This window comes from Bradyrhizobium sp. Leo78, from assembly GCF_059512425.1.
The window spans coordinates 1-20,152 of record NZ_JCAMOT010000045.1 but is presented as its reverse complement, the minus strand read 5'-3'; the positions used below and the strand labels follow the sequence as shown (position 1 = coordinate 20,152).

Below are 20,152 nucleotides of genomic sequence, written 5' to 3'. Positions count from 1 at the left end.
AGGCGCCGCGACCTCAGAAAGGACCATGACCCCAGCTGCGACATCAACGCGATAAGCGATGGCGGACGCTTGTCAGTTTGCCCGATCTGGTGCCGCCCCTGACGTTGTTCCAGGCTCTGGGTATGCAGATGGACGAGCTCGGAGTAGTGCCCGATTATCGAGTCCATGGGCTCTCGGCACTTGCCGAGGTGCTTTCGTCCGTCCCGGTGTAGCAACCACGAGCAAGAGATCAGGATATCACAGGCAAGAAGGTTGCTCTCCATGTCCAAGTACAACATACTCATCCTGGGTGCATCGTACGGTTCGCTCCTCGCGTCGAAGATCCTCTTCGGGGGTCATTCAATTAAACTGGTTTGCCTGCCGGCGGAGGCGGACCTCATCAATTCCGAAGGGTTGCGCGTAAGGATTCCGGTTCGCAGCCGAAGCGAACCGGTCGAACTCGATTCGCGGCGGTTGCCTGGCCGAGTGTCCGCGACGGGAGCCGCGGAGGTCGATCCGCGAGAATTCGACCTCATCGGCTTGGCGATGCAGGAGCCACAATACGGTTCGCCGGGCATTAGAGAACCTCTGACAGCGATCGCGACGTCTCGTGTGCCTTGCATGTCGATCATGAATATGCCTCCACTTCCCTATGTGATGCGCATTCCGGCAGTGAATTCTGAACTGCTCAAACCGGCGTGAACAGCGCCCGCTGCGTGGGATGAGTTCGATCCGGCGCTCATGACGCTCTGCAGTCCGGACTCCCAGGCCATAAGGCCACCTAGAGAGAAGGTGAACGTACTTCAAGTCACGCTTCCGACCAATTTCAAGGTTGCACGTTTCGACGTTGGGAAGGGAAACGAGATCCGCCGACAGCTGGAGCAGGACATCGATGATGCGCGGTTCGATGCGCCAGAAGGCAGGATTGAGTGCCGGTGAAGCTGCGGTTCTACGATTTCAAGTTCGTTCCACTGGCAAAGTGGGCGATGCTGATGGCCGGCAACTGTCGCTGCATTACGGAAGACGGGTCGGATCCGCGCGAGATGCTGTCCATTCGGACCTTGAAGCCTCGCGATCCATCTACGAGTTTGTGCTCGACGTGTGCGTGCGTATTGGCGCCTCGCGTGAGGAGTTGGTTAGCTTCGACAAGTACGCGGCAACCGCCGACAGCCTATCGCGTCCCGCATCAGCCGCTCGTGTGTTGAATGATAGCGTTCCTAACATCGAACGGACGGACAAACTGGTTCAGCTTGTCGCGAGGCAGAAGGGCATGAGTCATCCAATTCTCGAGGATGAAATCGTAGCCCTGGTCGATCGACGGCTGAAGACTAATCGGAAATCAAGGTCCGCGGCCGCAAACGCATCTTGTGCCACGGATTTCCCGCAGTATGAGCACTTCGCGTTCGGCGCAATCCAGTCCGGTCTTACAGCGGGTATTGCTTCAGGTGTAGCGAATGGCCATTTTATCAAGGAAGGCACGATTCTCCTTAGTTGGATCGGGTCGTGGCTGACATCCTGGGCCATGATGGTGCCTGCTGTGTTGTTCGCCACTCCGGCAACTCGCTGGAGAGCGGCCCTATTGACCAGCGATTGACTGCTTCCGGTCCGAGCCAGCGGTAAGGTCTGGGCCGATTGGCGCGTAGCTGTAGCCTGTCTGATGCACGCTGGACGATGCGAGGGTATCCAAGCATCGGACTCACCGTGCGCCTTGCCCAGCAACAAGACCGTTGCGCTGCTGGCGCCGCACTTTAGCCGCCGCCAAACTTGGATGGATCATCGTCGGCAGGAGGGTCGTCGTGGTCGGTGCGCACACCGCCCGCAACGGAGTCGTCGCGATAGATCCGCACACCACCCGGAGTGACGTAGTTTGGGATCACAGGCTGGCTGTGACGAACGATGACCTGCCGCGATCCGGCATGATGTTCTCTTGCGGCGGCGTTCGCAAAAGCACATAGGGCAATCAAGCACAATGTCAGGAAAGAGCGCATGGACTGTCTCCAGTCAATTTGCCCCGACGCGGTCGCAGGCCACCGTGGAAGGCGAATGGTGACGGAGGACCTCGCTGAGACGGCATATCGGCAAGTGAAGTGGGATGGTTTAACCCTGCATCCAGGATCCATCTCAGCCGTGATTGCAGGTGACGACGAACGCAGCGCGGCTACACTGCCAATCCGTTCCCAATATGGGTTCGGAAACCGGGTGAGGTCGAGCCAAAGCCATGGCGCAAGCGCCTAACACGATGATGAGCGCGATAGCGATCATGCTCGGTTTGCGCCAGGGGAATCCCATTGGCTGACCTCCTTTTCCGCCGCGCGATCAATTTTGGTCCCAGGATGTGGCCTTAAGAGCTGCTTGTACAATCGCTCGATCTCGCGCGCCTGGTCCGGCGCGACATCCTGGAGATGCAATGATCTCAGCTCATTCTCCCTAGGTTGGTAGTTGTGACCGTTCCGTATCGGCCATGGTCCTTTATGAAATGGCAGAGCCTGCTCTGCATATCCGGCGTTCGCCAGCAAGAACGACGATATAACCAGCGCAGGGCCAAAGATGGTCTTTCTTGACATGAGTCGCTCTCGTTTACTGGAGTGCGAGGTAAGGGAACGTGGCCTTCGTCGCGTCACGCCGCTGACTCTATGAGTCGGCCCAAGTATCATGGGACGGGCGGAACTGATCGGGGTAGAACGAGAGAAGTCGGGCTGCGAATGTTGGATGCAGCCCGACGTCTGTCATCTCGTGATTGCACTGTTGCCATGGAGGGCCGACATCCAATTTGGAGTTTGTTGCTGGTGACAATTGGCCGGATCAGCCCGCAGGGCGGCGGATCAATAACCCGGGTTGGGTTCGCAAGGAGGCCCGTTTTCCCATGGCTGCGTGGCGAACGCACCGACCCGCGGTGCCAGGATGCACGAATGCTCGTTGTGACGGCTTCCTGGCGCAGGGCTGACGGCGTTCTCCGCACGATGCTGCGATTTTGCGTGGGCCTCGCGGGCCAGAGCGGGTGTTGCCAGCATGGTTGCGACGACCAAGCCGGCCGACAGAAGTTGCAGTTTCCTCATTCCAATTCTCCATAAACTGAAGCCGACGATGCTTGGCTTTCCTCGTGACGCGCTGCGCTTGCTTTGAGTGTTAGTTTCCCGTTCAGGAACAGCGCCCGCGTACGGCGTTTCCCTCTCTCAGCTTAAATCGGGCTTAAGAAGATTCCGGATTGCCATGCCTCGTGCGCGTATCGTCACCCAGATGTGGCCGGTGCCACCTGGCTTCAAATGTGGCCGGACCGCTGAGCGCCGATGGGCCTTCTCCACGCTACAGATTAGGCGCATCGTTAGAGCCGGCTAGAATCGTGCGATCCATTTTCTCCCTCGCTCGGCCGAGTGTCCTTAAGGCTCGCTTAAGGTGGCTTGCTTCTCTTCAATCTATGAGTGGTCACCGCTAAAAGAGAAGTGAAGCAATGATTAATTCAGGAACGTCCCATGACAACACGAAAAGCCCTGACAGCGGCATCGGTCGAAACCTCGCCGCATTCCAGCTGTTGCTCTATTCCTCGGTGGGCCGCTGGGCACCGCTTCCGTTGCGCCTCATCGTCGGGTACGGATTTGCCGAGCACGGTTTTGCAAAGCTGTTGCGCGGCGCCGATAATTTCACGGGCATTCTGCATGCGATGGGCCTGCCCATTCCGCACGTGTTTGCCTGGATAACGATTGTAACGGAAATCGTCGGAGGATTTTGTATCCTGCTGGGGGCGCTTGTTCCGATCGTCAGCATTCCGATGGCTATCGTGTTGCTGGTCGCTATCTTCACTGTCCATCTGCCATACGGATTCTCATCGATAAAGCTTCAAGCGATAACTCCTAACGGAGCGCAGTTTGGCCAACCAGGCTATGAAACGGATTTGCTTTACTTGGCTTGTCTTGTTGCGCTTGTTCTCGGAGGTTCCGGTCCCTTCGCAGCGGACAATTGGTTGCTCCGATGGTTAGCTCCTGGCGTAGCTTCGCGGAGTCGTCGGATAGCGGACTGATCTCGATGCTCAAGTCGACTCGCTTACAAATGCAGGTACGCGTTTGCGGGCGGCTCATTTGCTCTATGATCTCACCGGGCCCGGACCCGGAAGGAAAAATCATGACGTTTTGCCAAGAATTGCGGTGGTGCGAGCTTGCCAGCCCATCGCCGCGCTGGTGGCATCCACGTTCCTGATGGATCGGGGCTTCGCCACGGGTAAGATCCCGCAGCCGGGCGTATTGCTAGCAAAAGACGAGCTTCAACGTGGCGTCGCGTGACGAATGAGAGCGCAAACGCCTGTCATCCGGGCGATCGGGTGACGCACAAAACGCCGGACCGCGTTGAGGATCGGCTCGATCTCCAGGCGCGGTGCGGTCGTCGAAATCTCGCCTGCAATTAGCGCTCCGAATTCGTCTCCGAGGTGGCGGGTTGCGCCAACGAGGGAACTCAGTTTGCCCGACTCGTGAAGCGGAACAAGAAACGTCCTTATCAGGGCAAGATAAGCGGGCCAATGGGCAAGGTGACGATACATGCTGGCGACCAGAGCCGGATCGGAATCCTCACCGAAACCGTTAAGTTCATGGACGAGCCTGGCGAGCGGCGATGGCATTTCGGCGATGGGTATAAGCCGCGGTAGCACCACGCGGTTCGGCGGAACGTAAGAGCTCTCATCGCCGACTGGAGGTACAACCGCGCGGGTTGGCGCGGCCCGATCAAATCGGGCGAGAAAGGCGGAAAGGCAGACGAGCGCCAACGCGTTCGTGTGCTGATAGCTGTCCAGGATTACTCGGATGGAAGAGAGGGCAACAGCATCGATCCCGGCTGCTGAAAGCGCGTCGTGCGAAAGAGGAGGGGTGTGAGGCAGCGTTAAATTCTTGCGAACGTATTCGGCATGAGTGATGGCAGAGCCCCGATACAGCGGCTTCAATGAGCCCCACACCCATTCGAGGGCTCCCGGCATTGTCGCGAGATGACGCCAGACTAGGTTCACGACCTCCACGTTCAGCGTACTGCGGATATCGGCAAAGATCTCTGCAGCAGCTCCTGTTGCCGCTTGTTCGGTGATCGCCGGGACTGGGTCGCTTTGGGTAAGGTCTGTCATCCCGTCCGTTGCTTCATTCACGAACGACGTTTACGACTCCATCGGCTATGCCGGCAAGAGACCGGACTTTGCCCTTCGCCGATACGCGGGGATCGATCCGTCGTGCGCGTTGGTTGAATCCTGCCGTGGGCGAATGTCCCATATCATCTCAGCTCGCAGTCCTGATGTGTCAATCCGGTTACGTAGGCTCAGCCGGGCACCGCCCGTCTTTAGTGCCAGGGTGACAATGGACAGGCCCAACCCACTCCCGAGAGGGCTCTTGTTGCGGCCTCGGAAGAAACGCTCGGCGACCAGCTTGAGTTCGTCTTCGGGAATGCCAGGACCAGTATCTTCAACAAAGACAGTTACGCCACCATCGGTGACCTGGGAAGACCAGCGAATTGTCCCGCCTTGCGGCATATGGCGGACCGCGTTCTCATGCAGATTCCGAACGGCAAGGACCAGGGCCTCCCGGTTCGTGGTGACGAACGTATTCCTCAATACCGGATCGATGGTGACATCCACTCCCCTGTCGGATGGGGAGAGCGTATCGAGGACCTCCTGCACGACAACGCCCACATGCACCGACTTCATCGCCGCCTCACGTCCGGAGTCGAGCCTGGCGATGGTCAGTAACTGTCGCACGAGCCGGCTCGTGCGGTCGACCGAGAACACCATTTGACGAAGTGCTGCGTTCCGCGCGCTCTCGTCAGGCGTGGTCATCGCAATCTGGGCTTGGGTTCGAAGGCCGGCAAGCGGCGTGCGGAGCTCGTGGGCTGCGAAGGCCGTGATGTCCCTCTCGTGACGCAGTGCGTCCCTTACTCTTCCGAAGAGATTATTCAAAGAAGAGACCATCGGCTGAATTTCGATCGGTATATTTCCAGCCGCTACCGGGGTCATATCGTCGGCATTGCGGCGCTTGAGATCTTTGGCAAGTATCTGCAACGGCCGAAAGCCGCGATTGAGACTCGCCCAGATCAGGAGAGCCAGAAGGGGGATCGTCAGGAACATTGGAGCTACCAGTCCCTTCATGATGTCGGTGACGAACCCTTCCCGCAAACCCAGGCGGTCGCCGACCAGAACCCGAACGTTCTTTGTCGGATCTTCCGCCGTGAAGACCCGCCACGTTTCGCCATTGATGGTGCGCTCGGAGAACCCCGTTCGGCTATCGCTGAGGCTCTCGCTCGGCGCGCCGCTGGACCGCGCCACCAAGCGGCCATCAAGAGACCATATCTGGCAGTTGAGCTGGTGCTCGTAACTCAGGGATTCCGCAACGTGACCGGAGTCGGCGTCCTTTTGGAACGAGCTGACGCCGTTGCTTGCTGCGAGCGACAGGACCATCCGTGCGGCCTCCTGAAGGCGGGAGTCGAGAACGTTCTCGACTTCCCTCGTCGTACCGACGTAAATCCAGCCCGTGGCAGCGAGCCAGATAAGACCGGTTGCGACGACCAGAATAGAAAACAGCCTGCGTTTGAGCGAGATCATGATGCGATTGGCCTCATCCGGTATCCGATGCCACGCAGGGTCTCGATCTTGGCGCGTCCAATCTTCGTGCGCAGCTTGTGCACGTGAACCTCCACGGTGTTGCTCTCGATCTCTTCCTGCCAGCCATAGAGGCGCCCTTCCAGATTGTTTTTGGAAAGAACGACGCCCGGGCGATCCATGAGGGCGGAAAGGATTGCAAACTCGCGACGCGACAGGCTGATGGTGGTGCCGTCAACGGTTGCGGTCAAACGTGCGAGATCGAGCGTCACTCCGTTGTACGACATGCAAGACGACGCGCGTCCCTCCTGCCGGCGGCTGATTGCGCGGACGCGTGCTGCAAGCTCGGCCAGATCAAAAGGTTTGCCAAGGTAGTCGTCGGCGCCTACGTCCAATCCCTTGATTCGATCCGACACCTCGTCGAGGGCGGTCAGCAAGAGAACCGGAATCCGATCGCCCTTGGCGCGCAACGAAGCTAGCAGATCCAGCCCCGATCCATCAGGAAGCATGACGTCCAGTACGACCGCATCGAACGTGTCAACCGCGAGCGCGGCCTGTCCGTCCGCGCAGCTCGCGACGACGTCCAGTGTGGCTCCATAGAGCCCGAGACCAACTTTCAGACCGTCCGCGAGAACGACATCGTCCTCGACGACCAGAATGCGCATTGAAGCGGCTCCTTATCGTGAACTTGCTGTCGGAGGCGAACCTTAAGGCTGCCTTAAGGTAGCAACGTCACTTCGGCCCCCTGTCGCAACAGAAGGGGTTCCATGCCATACGTCCGCACTCTCGGATTTGTTACGCTGTTCTTGGCCTTTATCGCTGGGGGGATGCCCGCTGGGGCCGCCGGAGTCACGCCCGCCGATCAGGCCTTTCGGTTCCAGGCGCGATCAACCGACAAAGGCGGCGTACAGGTCGGCTGGTTGATTGCGCCGGGGCATTACCTTTACCGGGACCGTATCACCGCCTCCGTCGACGGCCATCGAGTTCGGATCGAGACCCAGCCCGGCGAGCCCAAGGATGACCCCAATTTTGGTCCGACCGAAGTCTACCACCTGTCCACGACGGCCACCGTTGCAGCCGAATTGCTGCCCTCTAAAGGCAGTCTGATCGTGACTTATCAGGGCTGTGCGGAGGGCACGATCTGTTACCCGCCTATCTCCAAGGCCGTTGACCTGATGACCTTGCTGGTCAGCGATGCTCCGGAGGTAGGAGGCACGGCTACTTCACCTCAACAGGCCTCAGACCAGAGCCAGCCTGCCGTCGCCGTACCGTCTGCCGCAGCGACGAACGGAATTGAAGCCGAGTCAGCGACTCTGTTTGGCAACGGTTTAATCTCAACGTTATTTGCTTTCCTCGGCTTCGGCATTTTGCTCTCGTTGACACCGTGCGTGTTCCCCATGATCCCCATTATGTCGGGCATGCTGGCGCGCGCCGGCGATGAGCTTTCGCTGGCACGCAGTTTCGTCCTCTCGGCGGCTTATGTCCTCGCGATGGCAGCGTCCTATGGCACGCTTGGGGTCTTCGCGGCATGGTCGGGCGAGAATCTTCAGGCTGCCTTGCAGACGCCCACAGCCATCATCGCGACGAGCCTGGTGTTCGTGGCTCTCTCGCTTTCCATGTTTGGCCTCTACGAGCTTCAATTGCCACAATCGTGGACGTCCAGGCTTGCGGACACGGCGGGCAACAAGGGATCGATCGGCGGGGCCGCGGCGCTTGGCCATTCCTCTCAAATAGCCTTCGCCGCAGCATCCATGCGGCTGACTGGCGAAACGCCAATCCGCCGCCGGCCACGACAACCGTGTCGCGCATCTGTGATACCGGCCACCCCACCAAATGATGCAAATGCCGGTCGAGGGCGATCGCGTCGTCGAGCTGGTCGACGCTGAAGCCGTGTTCAGCGAGCCCGGGGATACTGGGACGGAACAGCCGGCTGCCAGTGGCGACAATCAATCGGTCATAGGTCAGTCTCTGCTTCGCGCCCGTGGCCGCAACGATGTCTACCACTTGTGACTTGGTATCGATCGACTCGGCGCTGCCTTTCACATAGGCAACGTCAACGGCCTTCAGCACATCCAGGAGCGAAGCTGTCAGGGTCTCCGGTTTCGGCTCATAGAGCCGCGGTCGAATCACCAGCGTCGGCTCCGGTGCGACCAGCGCGATCTCGAGGTCTCTGGGGGAAACACCCTGAATTTCGCGCAGGCGGGCGGCGGAAAGTGCAGCGTACATGCCGGCGAAGCCGGCGCCTATGATGACGAGGCGCATGTAATACTCCTGTAGATCTAGGTGGTGCAGAGTGGCCGGCGGAACGCACTAGGCCGAGATGAACGAGAGAAGCTCGGCGTTGACGATGTTGGCGTGGGTCGTGCACAGGCCGTGAGGCAGGAGATCGTAGATCTTCAGGACGCTGTGCTTCAGCAGCCTCGCCGACAATAGGGAGGAGTCGGCAACGGGTACGATCTGATCGTCGCCACCGTGCAGAACGAGCGTAGGCACAGCGATGTTTTTCAGATCCTCGGTGAAGTCGGTCTCGGAGAACGCTTTAATGCAGTCGTATTGCGCCTTGGCGTTGCCCATCATACCCTGGCGCCACCAGTTCCAGATCACCGCCTGCGACGCCTCGGCGCCTGGACGGTTGTAGCCGTAGAACGGACCGCTCGCGAAATCGAGATAGAACTTTGAGCGGTTCGCCGCGAGCTGAGCACGTAGGTTGTCAAAAAGTTCGAGGGGCACGCCGCCTGGATTGGCCTCCGTTTTCAGCATCAGCGGCGGCACAGCACCGATCAGAACGAGTTTGGCCACGCGGTCCCTACCATAACGCGCAACATAGCGCGCGGCCTCTCCGCCACCGGTGGAATGACCGACGTGAATGGCGTTGCGAAGATCAAGCTGATCGACCACCGCCGCAACGTCGGCTGCGTAGTGATCCATGTCGTGGCCATTACTGACCGGGGCCGAGCGACCGTGACCTCGACGATCATGGGCGATGACACGATAGCCCTTGCTGAGGAAGAAGAGCATCTGGGTCTCCCAATCGTCAGAGCTCAGCGGCCAACCATGGTGAAAAACGATTGGCTGGGCGGACTTCGGCCCCCAGTCCTTGTAAAAAATCTTCACTCCGTCTTTGGTCGTGACGGAGGTCACGAGATCGGTTCCTTGAGCGCCCGATTTCGAGGCATTGATTTCTTTGCCGAGGGCCGAGGAGGATCGGACAGTTAAAGAAGCGGCGCCGGCGATCGCACTCGCGATCATGCTTCGCCGCGACGTACTTGCAAGCTGACTGACGATCCAGGACATTTTCATCTCCGTACAGTTGTCATAAGGATGATTTAGCTAACCGGGATTCGCACTGCCCCAGAGCGATTGCGGTGTTTGCAGAGCGATTGCTGTTAACGCGAGTCTCTGCGCCAATCGCTTCACTGGCATCGAAGTCGCGACAGAAATGCCCGCGCGGCTTCGTGAGATCCTCGGCAAAGATGCCAAGCCGCGTGTCGTCATCGTCGAACGAAACAGTTCGATCGCCCCCGACATGGGCGAAGGTCCTCGTCCTATCATCGAAGCTGCGCTGCATAAGCTGGGGGTGGAGACTCGGCTCGGCGTTGGCGTCACCTCGCTCGACAAGTCCGGCGTCACGCTTTCCAGCGGAGAGCACATTGACAGCGGGACCGTGATCTGGGCGGCCGGCATGCGCGCCGCTCCGCTAACCGCACAGATCCCAGCCGAGCGAGACAGCTTTGGACGCCTGCTCGTCGATCCCGACTTGCGCGTGCTGTCGGTGCCTGGCGTTTTTGCGACCGGCGATGCCGCCAGAGCGGCATGTGACGAGGTTGGCAACTACGCGCTCATGTCCTGCCAACACGCCACGCGGATGGGCGCCTTCGCCGGCAACAATGCGGCCGCCGAGTTGCTCGGGGTCCCGACCAAACGGTACCACCAGAAGGCCTACGTCACCTGCCTCGACCTGGGAAAAGCCGGCGCGCTGTTCACGCGAGGCTGGGAGCGCGAAGTCGAAATGGTTGGCGACGAAGCCAAGAAGACCAAGAAAGAGATCAATACCGTCTGGATCTATCCGCCGCGAGCCGTGCGTGCCGCTGCTCTTGCGTCCGCTGATCCGGAGCGTGTCACTGATCTCTGAACACCTCACGAGCATTGACCGTGCTTTCTGCGCGAAAAGCACGAGCCGCTCAGGATCGAGCGCAGAAGTTCTCGAAGATGGATCGGATGATCCGCAATACTCAACAGGAGACAGCCATGAGCTTAGACACTGCCGCACGCTCCGTTAGATCGAAGCCCGACGAATTGGTACCATCGCGCTACGCGCTGAAAATCGGCGACATCGATGTTATGGTGATCAGCGACGGCGTGCTGCCGCTGCCGTCCAAGATGCTGGCGCACAACGCCGACCCGGCCGTCCGCGCCGCCTGGCTGGACGACATGTTCCTGCCGCCGGACGCGTTCGACTGGGCACTGAACGTGGTCGTGGTACGCAGCGGCGCGCAGACCATCTTGATCGACGCGGGTCTCGGACTGGACCCGGATCTGCACCTGCCGCGGGCCGGCCAGTTGATCAAGCGACTAGAAGCCGCCGGCATCGATCTGGCATCCGTGACCGACGTGGTGCTGACCCACATGCACATGGACCATGTCGGCGGCTTGCTGGTCGGGGGCGTGAAGGACCGGCTGCGTCCGGACCTGCGGATCCACGTGGCGGCCGCGGAGGTCAAATTCTGGGAGGCACCCGATTTCTCCCGCGTCTCCATGCCGCCGGGATTCCCGGACGCGCTTCGGGCCACCGCCAAGCGGTTCGCGAACGAGTACCACAACCAGCTGCGGACGTTCGAAGATGAGCACGAAGTTGCGCCGGGCGTCGTAGTCCGCCGCACCGGTGGCCACACTCCCGGACACAGCGTGGTTCGCGTGGCATCCGGCGGCGACCGGCTGACATTCGCCGGCGACCTCGTCTTCACCGTCGGGTTCGAGCACCCGGATTGGCACAACGGCTTCGAGCACGATCCCGAGGAAGCCGCTCGCGTCCGGATCGAACTTTTGCGCGAACTGGCGGCGAACCGCGAACTGCTGGTGGCCACGCACATGCCGTTCCCGTCGGTCGGTCATGTCGCGGTCGCCGGCAACGCGTTTCGTTGGGTGCCGGTCTTCTGGGACTACTGACCGCGCGTTGAGTCAAATCCGAACCAGGGGCGGGTGCTGACAAGCGCGACGCGCCCGCCACTGACAAACTTGGAGCTTACCTTCGTGAAACACGAGACCGTGCGCGCATCGTCGTTCGCGATGCCGCTAAGCAGTCCGGCCTTTCCTCCCGGTCCTTACCGCTTCGTCGACCGCGAGTATTTCATCATCCAGTACCGCACCGATCCCGACGCGCTGCGCCGCGTGGTGCCGGAACCGCTGGAGGTCACCGAACCGGTGGTGAACTACGAGTTCATCCGCATGCCGGATTCCACCGGTTTCGGCGACTACACCGAGAGCGGCCAGGTCATTCCCGTATCCTACAAGGGCCAATTGGGTGGCTTCACCCATCAGATGTTCCTGAACGACCATCCGCCGATTGCGGGTGGGCGCGAACTATGGGGGTTTCCCAAGAAATTGGCGCAACCGAAGCTGGAGGTCGAAATCGATACGCTGGTTGGCACTTTGAACTATGGCTCAGTCCGCATTGCGACCGGCACCATGGGCTACAAGCACCGCTCGCTCGATACGGCGGCGGAAGCCCGCAAGCTCGCAGCCCCCAATTTCCTGCTCAAGATCATTCCGCATGTCGATGGTTCGCCGCGCATCTGCGAGCTAGTGCGCTTCCACCTCGAGGACATCACCGTGAAGGGCGCTTGGACCGGGCCCGCTGCCCTGGATCTGTACTCGCATGCCCTGGCACCCGTCGCCGAGTTGCCGGTGCTGCAGGTTCTGTCGGCCAAGCACCTCGTCGTGGACCTGACGCTCGGGCTCGGCGGCGTGGTCCATGACTATCTTGCCGCCGACCAGGGAACTCCGCGCCGCGGCTCGGTCTCTGACGTCTTGATCGAAGCAAATGCCGGCTGACGAGATCAGCCCTACATCCGGAGCTCCAGAAAATGTTGAACGTCATGCGCGGGAAAATCGATCCGGCGCCGCAACCGGCCAAGCCGTTGCCATATGATGTCGTGGCCCTGGTGCTGCAGGGTGGCGGCGCGCTTGGTGCCTATCAAGCCGGCGTTTACGAAGGCCTGCACGAAGCCGGGATACGGCCGAACTGGTTGGCTGGCATTTCGATCGGCGCGCTGAACGCCGCCATTATTGCCGGCTCGCCCGAGGCCGAGCGAATCGAACGGTTACGCAAGTTCTGGGAGAGCATCTGCGCGGCGGCGGTGGAATGGCCGGTTGGCGAAGAGCTTGCCAATGCGATGCCGTTCGCCTTCGATCTCCGCTCAGCGCACAATGCCCTGGCGGCCCTCAGGGCCCTCCTCCAGGGGCAACCCGGCTTTTTCAAGCCACGCTTCCCGCCACCGTTCCTGTCGCCCTTCTCGGGCAACGCAGCGACGAGTTTCTACGATACCTCACCATTGCAGCAGACGTTGGAGCGGCTTGTCGACTTTGATCGGCTGAACGCGGGGGAGGTGCGCGTCAGCGTTGGCGCGGTCAACGTCCGTACGGGCAACCTGACCTATTTCGACACGGCTGAACGCCGGCTCGGACCGCAGCATTTCATGGCATCCGGTGCCCTGCCGCCGGGCTTCCCTGCGGTCGAGGTCGACGGCGAGCACTATTGGGACGGCGGCGTCGTTTCGAACACGCCTCTATCCCGAGTGCTGTCGAGCGAGCCGCGCGACACGCTGACCTTCCAGGTCGATCTTTGGTCGGCGCGGGGCCATGTGCCGAATGACCTGATGGAGGTGTCGAGCCGCCAGAAGGACATTCAGTATTCCAGCCGCACACGCGCCATCACGGACCAGGCGCTACGGATGCAGAAGATGCGTCAGGCGTTGCAGCGAATGCTCGAAATGTTGCCGGATAGCGCGAAGCAGGATCCGGAAATCCGCGCCATCGCAGACATGGCTCGCCATCGCTCCTGCAACATCATCCATCTGATCTACCAGTCCAAGATCTACGAGCGCCATTCAAAGGATTACGAATTCGGGTTGAACGCGATGCGGGCGCATTGGCAGAGCGGCCTGGAGGATATCCGCCGCACGTTGGCCGATCCACGGCGGCTCGACCCGCCTGCTCCCGAGCTCGGCATTGTCACCCACGATATCCACCGTCGTGACTGATCTCGCGGCAAATCTCATCCCAAACCATCGAAAGGAAGTCCCATGTTGAAGGGCAGGGTAGCAGTCGTCACCGGATCGACCAGCGGTATTGGGCTCGGTATCGCTAGGGAGTTGGCCAAGCTCCGGGCTGACATCGTTTTGAACGGCTTTGGCGATGCCAGCGAAATCGAGTCGATCCGCGGCGGTATCGAACGCGAGCATGGTGTGCGCGCCGTTTACAATGGCGCCGATATGTCGAAGCAGGAGGCCGTGCGCGGATTGATCGCAGCGACGGTCGAGAAATTCGGCCGGCTCGACATCCTCGTCAACAATGCCGGCATTCAGTTCACTGCGCCGGTCGAAGAATTCCCGGCCGCCAAATGGAACGCGATCCTGGCGATCAATCTGTCGGCCGCGTTCCACGGCATTGCGGCGGCGGTCCCTCAGATGAAGAAGCAGTGCTGGGGGCGGATCGTTAACATTGCCTCCGCTCACGGCCTCGTCGCTTCGACGCACAAAGCCGCCTACGTCGCGGCCAAGCACGGTCTGGTCGGCTTGACCAAAGTGGTCGGCCTGGAGACTGCCGGGAGCGGGGTCACTTGCAATGCGGTCTGCCCGGGCTGGGTGCGAACGCCCCTGGTCGACAAGCAGATTGACGACATCGCCGCGCAAAGAGGCATCAGCCGGACGGAAGCGGCCAAGACACTCCTGGCCGAGAAGCAGCCGTCCCTCGAATTTGTTTCTCCGGCGCAGCTCGGCGGCACCATTGCCTTTCTATGTTCGTCCGCCGCCGACCAGATCACCGGAACCGCGATTTCGGTTGATGGCGGCTGGACCGCCCAGTAATCGCAGAGGAGCGCGACCAACATGCATAACGAAGAAAAGGTCATTGTCCTGACCGGCGGCACTTCAGGAATCGGGCGAGCGGCGGCGATCCGCCTTGCCAATCAGGGCGACAAGGTGCTCGTGACCGGCCGTCGGGCGGCTACTCTGGACGAAACGATTGCCGAGCATCCGAACATCGCGGGTATCGTTGCGGATGCGGCCTCGACCGATGATGCCAAGCGCACAATTGCCAAGGCGATGGATCTCTGGGGCAGAATTGACGCCTTGGTCAACAACGCCGGCGCCGGCGCAATCCTTCCATTGGCCGATACCACAGCCGATCGGATCATGGACATCTTCTCGGTTAATGTGCTCGGTCCTAGCCTGCTTGCCTCTGCTGCCCTTCCGCACCTGAAGGCGAGGCGCGGCACCATTATCAACGTGTCGAGCACATTTGGTCACCGGCCCGCGTCCGGACTGTCTCATTATGCAGCGAGCAAGGCGGCGCTGGAGCACCTGACCCGTTGTTGGGCGCTCGAGTTTGCGCCATTCGGCATACGGGTGAACGCTGTCGCCGCTGGGCCAACGGAATCCGGCGCCCTCACCGGCATGATGGGGCTGACGCAGGAACAGGCCGCCGCAGTCAAGGAACAGGAGCGTGCGCGCATCCCGCTCGGGCGGCGCGGCGTTCCGGACGATGTCGCAGAATGGATTGTCCGGCTCGCCGGCTCAGCCTCGGAATGGATGACGGGCCAGGTGGTTGCCATCGACGGCGGCCTGGGGTTGGCCTAGTCGCGATCGGGCGGGCGTTGAACCCGGAAGTGATGATCAGCACAATGGATGCCGACCTGAGGAACAGGGTCGATGAACTCGAACAACGACTGCAGAGCGGAGTAGCCGAGAATACCCGCCTGCAGGGCGAACTCGCTATCGCGTTGGAGCGGCAGACCGTAACGGCAGGAATCCTCAATGTCATCGCCAGTTCACCAACTGACGTGCAGCCGGTATTCGACGTCATCTCCGAAAGCGCGCGGCGGTTGCTTGCCGGCCAAACGGCGCTCGTGACACGTGTCGTCGGCGACATGCTTCATCTGGCGGCATGCACGGCAGGTAGCGTGGCCGGGAATGAGGAGATCCGAATCTCATTTCCCGCGCCGCTCACGTCCTCCGGGATCCACAGCCGGGTTGCACTCACGTCGACGATCGCATTTCGCTCCGATATCGAGACCGAACCGGGTGTCCATCCGGCGATCAGGAGCATGGCACGCGCGAGGGGATATCGAAGCATCGTGGTCGTGCCCATGCTCCGGAAAGGCGTGGCGATCGGTACAATCGGCGTTTCGCGCGCTGAACCAGGAACCTTCACTGGTAGCCAGATCAACCTTCTCAAGACGTTCGCCGATCAGGCCGTGATCGCGATCGAGAACGCGCGGTTGTTCGAAGAAGTAGAAGCTCGCACGAAGGAGCTCGCTAGATCCCTCGACGATCTACGGGCGGCCCAGGACCGCCTAGTTCAGACAGAAAAGCTCATTTCGCTCGGTCAGCTCACCGCTGGCATTGCGCACGAGATCAAGAACCCGCTCAACTTCGTTAACAATTTCGCCGCGCTCTCCGTCGAACTGACCGGCGAGTTGAATGAGGTCCTCGCTCCGGTCATGCTCCCCGACGACATCCGCGGCGAAGTGGATGAACTGAGCGAGCTGCTAACGGACAACCTTCAGAAGATCGTGCAGCACGGCAAGCGCGCCGACTCCATCGTCAAGAACATGCTCCTGCATTCGCGTGGTGGCGGCGGCGAGCATCGGCCTGCCGACGTCAATGCGCTGGTCGAGGAGAGCCTCAATCTTGCCTATCATGGCGCGCGCACCGAGAGACCACAGTTCAACGTCACCCTCAGGCGCGACTTCGATCCGGACACCGGGATCGCCGAAGTGTTCCCGCAGGAAATCACGCGGGTGCTGCTGAACGTCATCTCCAATGGCTTCTATGCCGTCGCCAAGCGCTGTGACGACGGTGATCCCGGATTTGAGCCCGCGCTCTGCGCCATCACGCATGATCGCGGCGATTACGTCGAAATCCGCATCCGCGACAATGGCGTTGGTATTCCGCCGGAGGTGAAGGAGAAAATGTTCAATCCGTTCTTCACGACCAAGCCGCCAGGCGAGGGAACAGGCCTCGGACTTTCCATGAGCCACGACATCATCGTGAAGCAACATGGCGGCAGGATTGATGTCGAGACTGAGCCCGGCGAATTCACCGAGTTCACCATCCTGCTGCCGCGCAACATCGGTCTTTCTCACAGTATTGCGGGCTGACTATGACTGTATCGGTTCTTGTGGTGGATGACGAACCCGATCTGGAGGTCCTGTTTCGCCAGAAATTTCGACGCGAGCTTCGCGCCCAACGCTTTGTGATGGAGTTTGCCGGCTCGGCAGCGCAGGCCCTGAACCGCATTTCCGATACCGGCGAGCAAGCGCTGATCCTCATCCTCTCCGACATCAACATGCCCGGAATGAGCGGGCTGGAGATGCTGCCGGAGCTTCGCGCTCGGCGGCCCGACGTTCCGGTGATCATGATCACGGCGTACGGCGATGCCGAAACGCGCAAGACGGCACTTGACCGGGGCGCGCAGGCTCTGTTGACCAAACCGATCGATTTCGGCCAGGTCCGCCAGGCGATCGAGGCCAGACTGGAACATGTCGCATGACCTCCACCGTTCTTGTAGTCGATGACGAGCCGGATCTGGAGGCGCTCGTCCTCCGGAGGTTTCGCCGGCAGATTCGCGAACGGCAGATAAGCTTCGTGTTCGCGCGTGACGGTCTTGAAGCGTTGCAATCGATCGAGCAGCATCCGCATGTCGATCTCGTGGTCTTGGACATCAACATGCCGCGCATGGACGGCCTTTCGCTGTTGGCGAAACTGCAGGAGCGAGAGGAAAAGAAGGCGGCGATTGTCGTCTCGGCGTACGGTGATATGAGCAACATACGTACCGCAATGAATCGCGGCGCGTTCGACTTCCTGACCAAGCCCATCGATTTCGCCGACCTGGAATCCACGATCCACAAGACCATCCGTCACATCGAGGTCTTGCGCGAGGCGCGCCGGCGACAGGCGGAGGCGGAGCGCGCTCATGCGTCGCTGTCGAGATATTTCTCGCCTGAACTCGCTAAGCGCCTTGCTGCGGTAGATGGCGACGATGGAATGCAGGTCCACTGGCGCGACATTGCGGTGATTTTCACCGATATTACCGGCTTTACCTCACTCGTCGAGACGGCCGATTCGAATGTGCTGACAGATTTGCTCAACGAATACGTCGGTGGACTGACGGATGTCGTCTTCGCCTATGAAGGGACGGTGGCGAAGGTGATCGGCGACGCCATTCAGGTCCTGTTCAATGCACCCGGCGACCAGATCGATTACGCCACCCGTGCGATCGCGTGCGCACAGGCGCTCGATCGATGGGCCGAAACATTTCGGGAGCGCTGGAAACAGAGGGGTGTTGACTTCGGTGTCACGCGGATAGGCGTCCATGCCGGGCCTGCGCTGGTCGGCAATTTCGGAGGCGGCCGTTACTTTGACTACACAGCTTACGGGGACACGGTTAACACTGCCGCCAGACTGGAAGCGGCGAACAAAACATTGGGTACGCGAATCTGCGTCAGCGACTCGATCGCGTGTAAGGCCCGAGAGTTCAGGGGGCGGCCGATCGGCGATCTTGTTCTGCGGGGACGAAGTGAGGCGCTACGCGCCCACGAGCCCTTATCGGCTGCGGAGAGTTATGGATTAGCCGTGACACAGTATGCAACTGCGTTTAACAAGTTGGAGGCAAATGACACCGACGTGGTGCCAGCCTTCGCGGCACTGGTCGGTCTCAACGCCGACGATCCGCTGGCGAATTTTCATCTGAAGCGGCTCCTCAACGGTGCCAAGGGTGTTCGAATGCATGTGGGGTGATTGATCACACCACGAGGGCGTGGACTCATTGAGGCGTAGCTTCACCTGAGTCTAAGGCCTTCGTCGATTGCAACCGACCGCTATTGCTGAGTCTAAACTATGTTAAACGAAGATCACATGATGCCGCTTGTTCTGACCAACATCCTCGGAATTGCCGGTATCGTCGTTTGGCATGTTCAGGGGAGCAACCGTCCGGCAGGCCGACTGATCGCCCAGATTCTGTTCTTTGTCGGCATGAGCCTCGTGCTCTATCTGGGCGGCATCTCTCCGCACCGCGTCGATGGCGCTCACTTGCGGGGTTTCGGCGCATTGCTCTCCATATCGGCCAGGATCCTGTGGTGGACCCATCTCGCATGGGCCATTATTGGTCTGGTCCACATCTATATGTTGCTCAATCGTGGGCCACGGGAAGCGCATCTGATCCAGGACATGGCCGTCGGTGTCATCTATCTCGGTGTGGCGCTGTCGATCATTGGCTTTGTCTTTGGTGTCCCGGTCGGCACACTGGTCGCGACCTCAGGCGTTGTCGCGATCATTTTCGGTCTCGCGCTGCAAAATACCCTTGGTGATGTCTTCTCAGGGATCGCGCTGACGCTGGGGAGGGCCTATGCCATAGGCGACTGGATCCAGTTGAAGGACGGCACGGAAGGCCGCGTCGTTGAGACCAACTGGCGCTCCACCAATCTGCTCACCGGAGGGTACAATGTCGTCGTTGTGCCGAACAGCATCCTGGCAAGACAGGGTGTCACCAATCTCAGCCGCCCCGACGAGACGCACCAGATAACGTTGACCGTACGCATTGCCACCACGACGCCAAACGTCGTCGAGCAAGTCATGCGGTCCGTACTGGAAGCCAGCACGCGGATCGTTCAGGACCCGTCGCCGATTGTCGCCCTGAATGCGATGGACGCAGCCGCGATTGAAGTCGAGTTGTTGTTCCGTGTGGCGAGTCCCGCCGGGTGGACAGCGGCCCGCAATGAAGTCATCGACCTCCTTTACAGCCAATGCAAAGCAAACGGTCTTTCGTTGGCTGCGCCGGCCGAAAGCCTTGTCTTCGGCCCGGCCACGATCAGCGGCGAACATTCTGCCAGGGCAATCGAGGCGCATTCATCCCGCGCGGGTTAAGACCCACGCGAACGTATCTTTCCAGAGCGCCGTACGTGTTTCCTTCGAAAGGATTTGCACGAGATCGGACAGCGTGACGCTGCGCGGTTTCTCGCGCCAAGCTTCGCTAGCAACGGTCATGGGATCATGGGATCAGTGCGTCTCTAAGGATCTCATGGACTTGGAGCATCCGCGAGCCACTGATGGGCCATCTCAAACCGGGGGAAGGAGAGATTGCTTACTCGCACGAGGAGCGCAGACGATCTCTTGGTCACGGTGTATGTACGCGTGGCGGTTTACTCAGGTGGCCAAGCGCAACGCGTTGCAAAAGCGCTGCGAAATCGATCCGCTCTCCGGCACGTCATGCACGAGCGTTCGACGACTATCACCTGAGCTTGCCGCGGGTTGAATCGGACAAGCTCAACCAGCCTGATGTTAGGAGACTCAAGCCTGCGCGCCTACCTTGTCGGCATCGACTTCTTGGGATCGAAAC

Annotated in this window: 14 protein-coding genes and 5 pseudogenes; 13 read left to right on the top strand and 6 right to left on the bottom strand. The window is 60.3% G+C overall.

The window, feature by feature from the left end:
• Positions 1-261 precede the first annotated feature (261 nt).
• A pseudogene (locus tag AC5ZG1_RS36250) lies at positions 262-1,330 on the top strand (Rossmann-fold NAD(P)-binding domain-containing protein); the annotation flags it as partial.
• A gap of 397 nt (positions 1,331-1,727) precedes the next feature.
• Here the strand turns inward: AC5ZG1_RS36250 and AC5ZG1_RS36245 are convergent.
• Entirely contained in the window at positions 1,728-1,967 is a 240-nt protein-coding gene (locus AC5ZG1_RS36245; RefSeq protein ID WP_496135750.1) for a hypothetical protein, read from the bottom strand.
• Positions 1,968-3,427: 1,460 nt separating this feature from the next.
• On the opposite strand from AC5ZG1_RS36245, the gene AC5ZG1_RS36240 reads away from it, so the two are divergent.
• Positions 3,428-3,994, top strand: a complete 567-nt coding sequence (locus AC5ZG1_RS36240) for a DoxX family protein (RefSeq protein WP_496135749.1) — start codon at positions 3,428-3,430, stop codon at positions 3,992-3,994.
• A gap of 240 nt (positions 3,995-4,234) precedes the next feature.
• Here the strand turns inward: AC5ZG1_RS36240 and AC5ZG1_RS36235 are convergent, their stop codons facing one another.
• From AC5ZG1_RS36235 to AC5ZG1_RS36225, 3 genes are read right to left on the bottom strand one after another with little or no spacing between them, the layout of a single operon-like run.
• The gene (locus AC5ZG1_RS36235) at positions 4,235-5,077 is read right to left on the bottom strand and encodes a hypothetical protein (protein WP_496135748.1); all 843 of its coding nucleotides are present in this window, start codon (positions 5,075-5,077) and stop codon (positions 4,235-4,237) included.
• A gap of 45 nt (positions 5,078-5,122) precedes the next feature.
• Positions 5,123-6,541: an ATP-binding protein gene (locus AC5ZG1_RS36230; protein WP_496135747.1), complete on the bottom strand. Its 1,419-nt coding sequence runs from the start codon at positions 6,539-6,541 to the stop codon at positions 5,123-5,125.
• Positions 6,538-7,203, bottom strand: coding sequence for a response regulator (locus AC5ZG1_RS36225; protein ID WP_496135746.1), 666 nt, complete (start codon positions 7,201-7,203; stop codon positions 6,538-6,540). The genes AC5ZG1_RS36230 and AC5ZG1_RS36225 overlap by 4 nt, the downstream gene beginning before the upstream one ends.
• A gap of 102 nt (positions 7,204-7,305) precedes the next feature.
• On the opposite strand from AC5ZG1_RS36225, the pseudogene AC5ZG1_RS36220 reads away from it, so the two are divergent.
• Positions 7,306-8,211: pseudogene (locus AC5ZG1_RS36220) on the top strand (cytochrome c biogenesis protein CcdA); the annotation flags it as partial.
• Positions 8,212-8,275: 64 nt separating this feature from the next.
• Here the strand turns inward: AC5ZG1_RS36220 and AC5ZG1_RS36215 are convergent.
• A pseudogene (locus tag AC5ZG1_RS36215) lies at positions 8,276-8,800 on the bottom strand (FAD-dependent oxidoreductase); the annotation flags it as partial.
• A gap of 48 nt (positions 8,801-8,848) precedes the next feature.
• Positions 8,849-9,679 (bottom strand): alpha/beta fold hydrolase, encoded by an 831-nt coding sequence (locus tag AC5ZG1_RS36210; protein ID WP_496135781.1) that lies wholly within the window; start codon positions 9,677-9,679, stop codon positions 8,849-8,851.
• Positions 9,680-9,950: 271 nt separating this feature from the next.
• On the opposite strand from AC5ZG1_RS36210, the pseudogene AC5ZG1_RS36205 reads away from it, so the two are divergent.
• The 10 genes and pseudogenes from AC5ZG1_RS36205 to AC5ZG1_RS36160 form a co-directional block, all read left to right on the top strand.
• Positions 9,951-10,670, top strand: a pseudogene (locus AC5ZG1_RS36205) (NAD(P)/FAD-dependent oxidoreductase); the annotation flags it as partial.
• Between the two features lie 77 nt (positions 10,671-10,747).
• Positions 10,748-11,704 (top strand): MBL fold metallo-hydrolase, encoded by a 957-nt coding sequence (locus AC5ZG1_RS36200; RefSeq protein WP_496135745.1) that lies wholly within the window; start codon positions 10,748-10,750, stop codon positions 11,702-11,704.
• Between the two features lie 84 nt (positions 11,705-11,788).
• Positions 11,789-12,589, top strand: coding sequence for an acetoacetate decarboxylase (locus AC5ZG1_RS36195; RefSeq protein ID WP_496135744.1), 801 nt, complete (start codon positions 11,789-11,791; stop codon positions 12,587-12,589).
• A 32-nt stretch (positions 12,590-12,621) separates the two neighbouring features.
• Complete coding sequence (locus AC5ZG1_RS36190; RefSeq protein WP_496135743.1) at positions 12,622-13,797, top strand: DUF3734 domain-containing protein; 1,176 nt, start codon at positions 12,622-12,624, stop codon at positions 13,795-13,797.
• A 42-nt stretch (positions 13,798-13,839) separates the two neighbouring features.
• Positions 13,840-14,622 (top strand): 3-hydroxybutyrate dehydrogenase, encoded by a 783-nt coding sequence (locus AC5ZG1_RS36185; RefSeq protein WP_496135742.1) that lies wholly within the window; start codon positions 13,840-13,842, stop codon positions 14,620-14,622.
• 21 nt (positions 14,623-14,643) lie between these two features.
• On the top strand, positions 14,644-15,393 hold the full coding sequence (locus AC5ZG1_RS36180) for an SDR family NAD(P)-dependent oxidoreductase (RefSeq protein ID WP_496135741.1): 750 nt from the start codon (positions 14,644-14,646) through the stop codon (positions 15,391-15,393).
• 137 nt (positions 15,394-15,530) lie between these two features.
• A pseudogene (locus AC5ZG1_RS36175) lies at positions 15,531-16,916 on the top strand (GAF domain-containing sensor histidine kinase); the annotation flags it as partial.
• 2 nt (positions 16,917-16,918) lie between these two features.
• Positions 16,919-17,308 carry a response regulator gene (locus AC5ZG1_RS36170; RefSeq protein WP_456640840.1) on the top strand — a complete coding sequence of 130 codons (390 nt, stop codon included), beginning with the start codon at positions 16,919-16,921 and terminating at the stop codon, positions 17,306-17,308.
• Positions 17,305-18,555 carry an adenylate/guanylate cyclase domain-containing protein gene (locus AC5ZG1_RS36165; RefSeq protein ID WP_496135740.1) on the top strand — a complete coding sequence of 417 codons (1,251 nt, stop codon included), beginning with the start codon at positions 17,305-17,307 and terminating at the stop codon, positions 18,553-18,555. The genes AC5ZG1_RS36170 and AC5ZG1_RS36165 overlap by 4 nt, the downstream gene beginning before the upstream one ends.
• Before the next feature lie 99 nt (positions 18,556-18,654).
• Entirely contained in the window at positions 18,655-19,680 is a 1,026-nt protein-coding gene (locus AC5ZG1_RS36160; RefSeq protein WP_496135739.1) for a mechanosensitive ion channel family protein, read from the top strand.
• The last annotated feature ends 472 nt before the right edge of the window (positions 19,681-20,152 follow it).